This is a genomic window from Bacillus sp. 05T21 (genome assembly GCF_056396785.1).
In genome coordinates this window covers 1-7786 of the sequence record NZ_JBFTMD010000060.1, presented here as the reverse complement: position 1 = coordinate 7786, position 7786 = coordinate 1, and the positions used below count along the sequence as shown (strand labels likewise).

9 protein-coding genes are annotated in these 7786 nt (G+C 36.5%); 7 read left to right on the top strand and 2 right to left on the bottom strand.

Features of this window, described 5'->3' with window-relative positions; all coding sequences use genetic code 11:
• The 7 genes from AC1DKZ_RS32295 to AC1DKZ_RS32265 all read left to right on the top strand — a co-directional run.
• The coding region (locus tag AC1DKZ_RS32295; protein ID WP_476997926.1) for an excalibur calcium-binding domain-containing protein at positions 1 to 279 on the top strand (279 nt) is incomplete at its 5' end.
• Between the two features lie 202 nt (positions 280 to 481).
• A complete protein-coding gene (ric, locus tag AC1DKZ_RS32290) occupies positions 482 to 1189 on the top strand; it encodes an iron-sulfur cluster repair di-iron protein (protein WP_431182134.1) in 708 nt (235 codons plus the stop codon).
• Positions 1190 to 1433: 244 nt separating this feature from the next.
• Complete coding sequence (nirB, locus tag AC1DKZ_RS32285) at positions 1434 to 3839, top strand: NADPH-nitrite reductase large subunit (protein ID WP_476997925.1); 2406 nt, start codon at positions 1434 to 1436, stop codon at positions 3837 to 3839.
• A 15-nt stretch (positions 3840 to 3854) separates the two neighbouring features.
• Positions 3855 to 4169, top strand: a complete 315-nt coding sequence (gene nirD / locus AC1DKZ_RS32280; RefSeq protein ID WP_002127109.1) for a nitrite reductase small subunit NirD — start codon at positions 3855 to 3857, stop codon at positions 4167 to 4169.
• 214 nt (positions 4170 to 4383) lie between these two features.
• The gene (locus tag AC1DKZ_RS32275) at positions 4384 to 5808 is read left to right on the top strand and encodes a uroporphyrin-III C-methyltransferase (protein ID WP_476997924.1); all 1425 of its coding nucleotides are present in this window, start codon (positions 4384 to 4386) and stop codon (positions 5806 to 5808) included.
• On the top strand, positions 5805 to 6515 hold the full coding sequence (locus AC1DKZ_RS32270; RefSeq protein WP_431182131.1) for a sirohydrochlorin chelatase: 711 nt from the start codon (positions 5805 to 5807) through the stop codon (positions 6513 to 6515). Before AC1DKZ_RS32275 ends, AC1DKZ_RS32270 begins: the two co-directional genes overlap by 4 nt.
• Positions 6508 to 6981, top strand: coding sequence for a precorrin-2 dehydrogenase (locus tag AC1DKZ_RS32265; RefSeq protein ID WP_431182130.1), 474 nt, complete (start codon positions 6508 to 6510; stop codon positions 6979 to 6981). Before AC1DKZ_RS32270 ends, AC1DKZ_RS32265 begins: the two co-directional genes overlap by 8 nt.
• Before the next feature lie 216 nt (positions 6982 to 7197).
• On the opposite strand, the gene AC1DKZ_RS32260 is transcribed toward AC1DKZ_RS32265, so the two are convergent.
• On the bottom strand, positions 7198 to 7395 hold the full coding sequence (locus AC1DKZ_RS32260) for a PspC domain-containing protein (RefSeq protein WP_000737853.1): 198 nt from the start codon (positions 7393 to 7395) through the stop codon (positions 7198 to 7200).
• A gap of 291 nt (positions 7396 to 7686) precedes the next feature.
• Positions 7687 to 7773 (bottom strand): IS3 family transposase, encoded by an 87-nt coding sequence (locus AC1DKZ_RS32255; protein WP_078030485.1) that lies wholly within the window; start codon positions 7771 to 7773, stop codon positions 7687 to 7689.
• Positions 7774 to 7786: the final 13 nt, after the last annotated feature.

Sequence of the window (7786 nt, the reverse complement as noted above, 5' to 3'; positions counted from 1 at the left end):
AAACAACAAGAAGAGCAAAAACGCCAGGCTGATGAACAAGCTCGCAAACAACAAGAAGAGCAAAAACGCCAGGCTGATGAACAAGCTCGCAAACAACAAGAGGATCAGCAAAAAGCACAGCAAGCTCAAACACAACCAGCTGCAAGTAACAATAGTAATGTAACTTACAAAAATTGTACTGAAGTTAAAAATGCTGGAAAAGCTCCATTATATAGAGATCAACCAGGTTATAGCTCTAAACTTGATCGTGATGGCGATGGAGTTGCATGTGAAAAATAGTAATAAAAAAGAAGCTTCTAGTAAGCTTCTTTTTTATTATCAGAAACTATTGCGACGAATTAACCTCCCTCTTCCTTTTATAAAACTCATTTTATTATTCTCAAAAATGACACATAATAAGTGATTTCAATCACCACATTGATTTTAATTTAACGCTATTCTTAATTTAGATATTACATTTAAACTTTATGGAGGCATTCATATGGAACATACATTTACTGAAACTTCTATTGTTGGTGAGATTGTTACACAATTCCCGAAAGCTAGCGACCTTTTTAAATCATATAGAATAGATTTTTGTTGTGGTGGTAATAGACCACTTATTGATGCAATTAATGAAAGAAATTTATCGGCAACAGAGGTAATCACAGAGTTAAATACGCTTTATCATAAAACGAAGCTATTAAATGAATCTGAAATTGATTGGAAAACTGCTTCTTATCAAGAATTGATTGATTATGTTGTAAATAAGCATCATCGCTATTTAAATGAAGAGTTGCCACAGCTAAGTCCATATGTGACGAAAGTATTACGCGTTCATGGAGCAAATCAGCCTCATTTAGCTCAAATTCATAAACTATTTCATGAACTTAAAATGGAATTAGAACAACATTTAATTAAAGAAGAAACGGAAGATTTCCCGTTAATTTTAGCATTCGAACAAAATCCAACTGATGAAAACTATGCAAAGTTACGTAAAGTAGTAGACGAGTTGGAGAATGAACATAACCACGCTGGCAATATTATTAAAGAACTTCGTAAGGTGACAAATGACTTTACTCCACCAGAAGGAGCTTGCGGCACTTATCGCCTTGTTTACCAGCGCCTTGAAGCCATTGAATCTGATTTATTTGAGCATATTCATTTAGAAAATAATATTTTATTTCCGCGTGCAATTTCAAGAGCATAAATAAAGTGCAGGACCTGAGTATAAATGCTCATGTCCTGCTTTTTCATTGCGTGAAAAATATTCACGCTTCCCCTCTACCCTATAACCATATTCCCTTTCGCTTCTCTCTTCACATAAATCCGAATTTTAACAATTTGTGAATCATTATAAAAATGTGATAAATATCACATCTCCCTCTTTTTTAATTTTCTATAATGGAAATATAAATTTTTGTTCAACTTTTCACATAGAAAGGGAAATGAATATGAAAAAACGTTTAGTTATGATCGGGAATGGTATGGCTGGCATACGCTGTATGGAAGAAATATTAAAACATGATAGTGATTCATATGAGATTACTATTTTTGGAGATGAACCACATCCAAACTACAATCGCATTATGCTCTCTCATGTTCTACAAGGCAAAACAAATATGCAAGATATCATTATGAACGAATATAGTTGGTACGAAGAAAACGAAATAACTTTATATACAAACGAGAGAGTTCAAAGTATTAACCGCGAGGAAAAGGTCATTGTCACAGAAAAAAATCGTACTCTTACATACGACAAACTCATTATCGCAACAGGTTCTAGTGCTTTTATTTTACCAGTTGAAGGTTCCACCCTTCCTGGTGTAACAGGATTTCGAACAATTGAAGATACACAATTTATGATGGATACCGCTAAAGAAAAGAAAAAGGCCGTTGTCATTGGTGGTGGATTACTCGGTTTAGAAGCCGCAAGAGGTCTTATTGACTTAGGAATGGACGTACATGTTGTTCATTTAATGCCTAGCTTAATGGAGCAACAACTAGATACGAAAGCAGCTTCCCTATTGCGTGAAGATTTAGAAGCGCAAGGCATGAAGTTTCTAATGGAAAAGAAAACTGTAAAGATACTTGGTACAAATCATGTTGAGGGTATTCAGTTTGAAGATGGTGAAATTGTAAATTGTGATTTAATCGTGATGGCTGTTGGAATACGCCCGAATACCCATTTAGCAAAAGATGCTAGTTTACTTGTAAATCGCGGCATTGTAGTCAACGACTATATGCAAACAAATGATGAATCCATTTATGCTGTTGGAGAATGTGCGGAACATGGCGGTATCGCATATGGACTTGTTGCCCCTCTTTATGAACAAGGCGTAATATTAGCAAAACATATAACGAATTTACAAACTAATGGATATGCGGGCAGCATCGTCGGTACGCAATTAAAAGTTGCAGGTTGTGATTTATTCTCTGCTGGTCAAATTTATGAAGATGATCAAACGAAAGCAATTTCAATCTTTGATGAATGTAAACGTTCCTATAAAAAAGTATTAATTCGTGACAATAAAGTCGTCGGTATCGTTTTATATGGTGATGCAACTGATGGTACACGCCTCTTTAGCATGTTAAAGAAAGAAGAAGATATACAAGAATATACAGCCGCTTCCCTTCTTCACAAAGCTGGTGAAGAAAGTGAACTTGACGTTGCTACAATGAGTGCGGATGACACAATTTGTGGATGTAATGGCGTTACGAAAGGTACAATCGTTCATGCCATTTTAGAACAAGACTTAACAACTTTTGATGAAGTAAAAGGATGTACGAAAGCCGCAGGATCTTGTGGTAAATGTCGTCCTCTTGTTGAACAAATTTTATCTCATACACTTGGAGATGCTTTTGATGCCTCAGCACAATCTGCCGGTATGTGTGGATGTACAACTTTATCACGTGATGAAGTCGTAGCGGCCATTCACGAGAAAGGTTTAAAATCGCCAAAAGAAGTACGAAATGTTCTTGGTTTTGCCCATGAAGACGGCTGTTCAAAATGTCGTCCTGCTTTAAATTACTATTTACGTATGGCGATTCCGGAAGAATATGCAGATGATAAATCATCCCGTTACGTTAATGAAAGAATGAATGGTAACATCCAGCATGATGGTACATTTTCTGTTATTCCACGTATGTACGGAGGCGTTACAACCGCAGATGATTTAATGAAAATTGCTGAAGTCGCAAAAAAATATGACGTTCCTCTCGTAAAAATTACAGGTGCGAGCCGAATCGGCTTATATGGTGTTAAGAAACAAGATTTACCTAACGTATGGGCTGACTTAAATATGACTTCTGGATATGCGTACTCAAAATCACTTCGTAATGTAAAATCATGTGTTGGTTCTCGCTTCTGCCGATTCGGTACGAAAGATTCATTAGGACTTGGTATGCTACTTGAACAATCATTAGAAATGGTAGATACACCTCATAAAATGAAGATGGGTGTAACGGGTTGTCCACGTAACTGTGCGGAAGTACTGACGAAAGATTTTGGCGTTGTTTGTGTCGAAAATGGATATCAACTATATATCGGCGGAAATGGTGGTACGGAAGTACGTGAAGCTGATTTTGTAATGATCGTCCCTACTGAAGACGATGTTCTTCGCATCGCTACAGCTTACATGCAGTATTATCGTGAAACTGGTATTTACGGAGAGCGTACTGCCTACTGGACAGAACGTTTAGGCTTCGATCACATAAAAGAAATACTACAAGATGCAAGTATGGTTACTACGCTAAATGAACGTTTCCAAACAACTCGTAGCACATATACGGAAGCTTGGGGACAAGCACTAGAAACGAAGTCTTTAAAAGCGATGTATGAAGTAGAAACTGTGAAATAAGGAGCTGTGATCTATATGATACAAACGAAAGAAAAAATAAAAGTTATGCGTGCGGAAGACCTTCCTATTCAAATCGGTAAAGAGGTACAAATGAAAGGTATGTCTATCGCCCTATTCCGCCTTTCAAATGGTGATATTCGAGCTGTAGAAAATCGGTGCCCTCATAAAAATGGACCGTTAGCGGAAGGAATTGTATCTGGGGAATTCGTCTTTTGCCCACTACATGATTGGAAAATTTCATTACTAACAGGTGAAGTCCAAAAACCGGATGACGGTTGTATTCAAACGTACGAAGTAGAAGTTATTGACGGTGACATTTATATAAAGTGAAACTTTAATCAGCGGGGATTGGTTCATCCCCCGCTGATTATTAGCCCTCACCAATCGGGCTTTTACGGGCAGTTGATCCCCACCTAACTACTTTGTTTTCGCTGAATTTTGAGGTAGGGGGTCTTACTGCACGGCAAATAGCGGGATAAACATGTAATTTACAAAAGGAAGCCTCCCTGGCTTCCTTTTAAATAAAAATAAACGAGGTGCGAATATGAACGGATATGTATATTTAGTTGGTGCAGGACCAGGTGATGAAGGGCTTATTACAAAAAAAGCGATAGATTGCTTAAAGCGTGCCGATATTGTCTTATATGACCGCTTATTGAACCCTAACTTTCTTAGCTATACAAAGCCAACTTGTGAACTTATTTATTGCGGTAAAATGCCAAAGAATCATACTATGCGTCAAGAAATGATTAACGCCCACCTCCTTCAATTTGCGAAAGAAGGAAAAATCGTTGTCCGCTTAAAGGGCGGAGATCCATCTATTTTTGGCCGTGTTGGTGAAGAAGCAGAAACTTTAGCGGCTGCGAACATTCCATACGAGATTGTGCCAGGTATTACAGCTAGCATCGCCGCTAGTAGTTATGCAGGTATCCCCCTCACCCACCGTGACTATAGTAATAGTGTAACTTTACTAACTGGGCATGCAAAAGGTCCTTTAACCGATCATGGAAAATACAATTCATCCCACAATAGCGACACGATCGCCTACTACATGGGTATAAAGAACTTACCTACAATTTGTGAAAGCTTACTACAAGCAGGAAAGAAAACAGATACGCCAGTAGCAGTCATTGAATGGGGTACAACTGGAAAGCAGCGCGTTGTCACAGGAACTCTTTCAACCATTGTTCCTATCGTCAAAAACGAAAATATTTCTAATCCATCAATGACAATTGTTGGTGATGTCGTTTCCTTACGGGATCAAATTGCTTGGAAAGAACGTAAACCACTGCATGGTAAAAAAGTTTTATTTGCATCCGCAACGAATAGAGAAAGTTTAATAAAACAAATGTTACAAGAATCCGGTGCAGAAATATATCAAATTCCAACTTTCAAAAAGGAAGAATACACATTAACACTTGAACAAATCAATGAAATTTTTAACGTTAATCGTCTTGTTTTTTGTTCATCTGAAAGTGTAGAAATATTGATGCGATCATGTAGTAAACACCAGAAAGATATTCGTTCCTTACAAGCAAAACTGCAGTATATGAACGTTGCCACTCAAGAAAAACTGATGCAATATGGGCTACTAAGTAAACATGCAGAGTTCTCTTCCGATACTACTGTTTATTTAGGCAGAAATATTAATCGGATTGCTTTTATTCAAGAGAAAATTGGTGCTGGCTCCTATATGATGACTCATGAGTATACAATTGATCATCGTTTCGATGAAGTCCATTCTCGTATGCTTTCTGAATTCTCATGGGATAGCATTGTGTTTGAAGGGCGTGCCTCAATTGATACATTTTTATCAGAAATAAAACGACTTGGCTTTATCGATATTCTTACTCTTCCATTCTCGTATACCGACGTTCCAACTTTACACTATGCAAATAAAATCGGGTTTCATAACGTAGATCATCAATTACAAGATATTATTATGAAGAAAGACATGGTGGTACGATGAAAGGAATTGTATATGTTGGACACGGTAGCCGACTACAAGAAGGTAACGAACAATTCATTCACTTTATTCAATCTGTTATGAAAGAACGTAACGAAAGAATTCAAAAAATAGCTTTTCTTGAACTAACAACTCCTACCATTCAGGATGCGGTTACAGAAGCAATAATACAGGGGGCAACTGAAATAATGATTGTACCTGTTTTATTATTTGCGGCAGCTCACTATAAACGTGATATTCCTTTTGAAATAGAGCAACTACAAAAGAAATATCCACATATAACATTTTCAGTTGCACCACCTTTTAGTACGCATCCAAATATGGTGGAACTTGTAGTGAAAAGAATACGTGAAACTATGCCAATGCAAAGTAGTAGCGTTTTACTCGTAGGACGAGGTAGTAGTGATCCACAGCCGATACATGAGTTACAACACATCGGAGCAGTTGTCGAACAAAAACTCGGTATGCCAGTATGTTGTTCCTTTTTAACGAAAGGAACTCCCTCTTTTACCGCTGAGCTCAAGACTATAACATCGACTGCGTCCCATGTATATGTCATGCCGTATCTTCTCTTTACTGGATTGTTGCTTCAAAAAATTAAGTTGCATACAAAAAAATATGATCACGTTACGACTTGCAACTGTCTTCAGTTTGATACATATATGAAGTTAACATTATTAGAACGAATGGATGAATGTGTGTATGTATAACATGTGCCCTCTTATGTTTAATTTAGATAAAAAAGTAGTTGTTATAGTTGGTGGTGGTAAAATCGCATATCGGAAAGCGTCTGGATTAAAAGATACAGGCGCTTTTGTCACCGTTATCAGCCCAGAGATTTGCGAGGAAATGAAGGAACTTCCTTATATTACTTGGAAGCAAAAAACTTTTAGTAATGATGATATTAAAGATGCTCACCTTATTTATGCAGCTACAAATCAACATGATGTCAATATGATGGTCAAACAAGCCGCACATGATTTCCAATGGGTTAACGTTGTAAGTGATGGCACAGCATCATCCTTTCACACACCTGGTGTCATCCGAAATGATGAATATATTGTAACGATTTCAACTTCCGGTAAGGATCCATCGTTTACGAAGCGGATGAAGCAAGAATTAACTTCTGTCCTTCCTAAACTTATAAAAAGGCTTTCTCGTACACATAAATCGTAATCTAGCTCTTATCTAACTATGAATTTACTTCGGACAAACGTTTTTTAGAGACGTTTGTTCTTTTTATTATTAAACAAATAATTGACACTCCTATCTCTATGACTAACGTCAATGGAAGTCCTTTTCAAGTACCCTAGACATGTAAGAGGCGGAGTGCCTTTATCTAATCGTTCCTTTAAAGTTCTCGATTGTGGAATTAGATTTAAGTTCATACATTTATCTCTTAATATCTTTATCTGTAGGCAAAACAATTGCAGCTATTATATAAAGTAACACCGTAAATCCACTAGTAAAAAAGGCTGATAATGCAGTTACTATTCGAAGGATACTTACATCAATTCCATACTTATCGCTTAAGCCACCTAATACACCTGATACTTGTTTATCTTGAGTGGACTTATATAATTTTTTCATCTAAACACCCCGATCCAATTAAATATTTGTATGCTAAAAATTAGCTCTATCTTTGGAAGAGATTTAAACTTTCTTTAACTAACCCTTTAATTGAATAACATCTGATATCTATATTTTAACATAAAACTCCATAAAACTTCTGTTTTTCATTTTTAAACCACATTATTTTAGAATACAAGTGTTTGTTAAGTTAGCAATAAAAAACATATCGAAGCCTATTACTAAAAGAACCCTCCTAGATTTGAACTGTACCCTATAAAATGGACAGTTTAATAAAAAAGCCCTGAAAAATCAAGCACTTAAAAGGTGGTTCCGATATTCGATCGGAGCCATCTTTTTTAATGTCCACTGATAACGATTATAATTATACTCCTCCATATAATCCTTTATG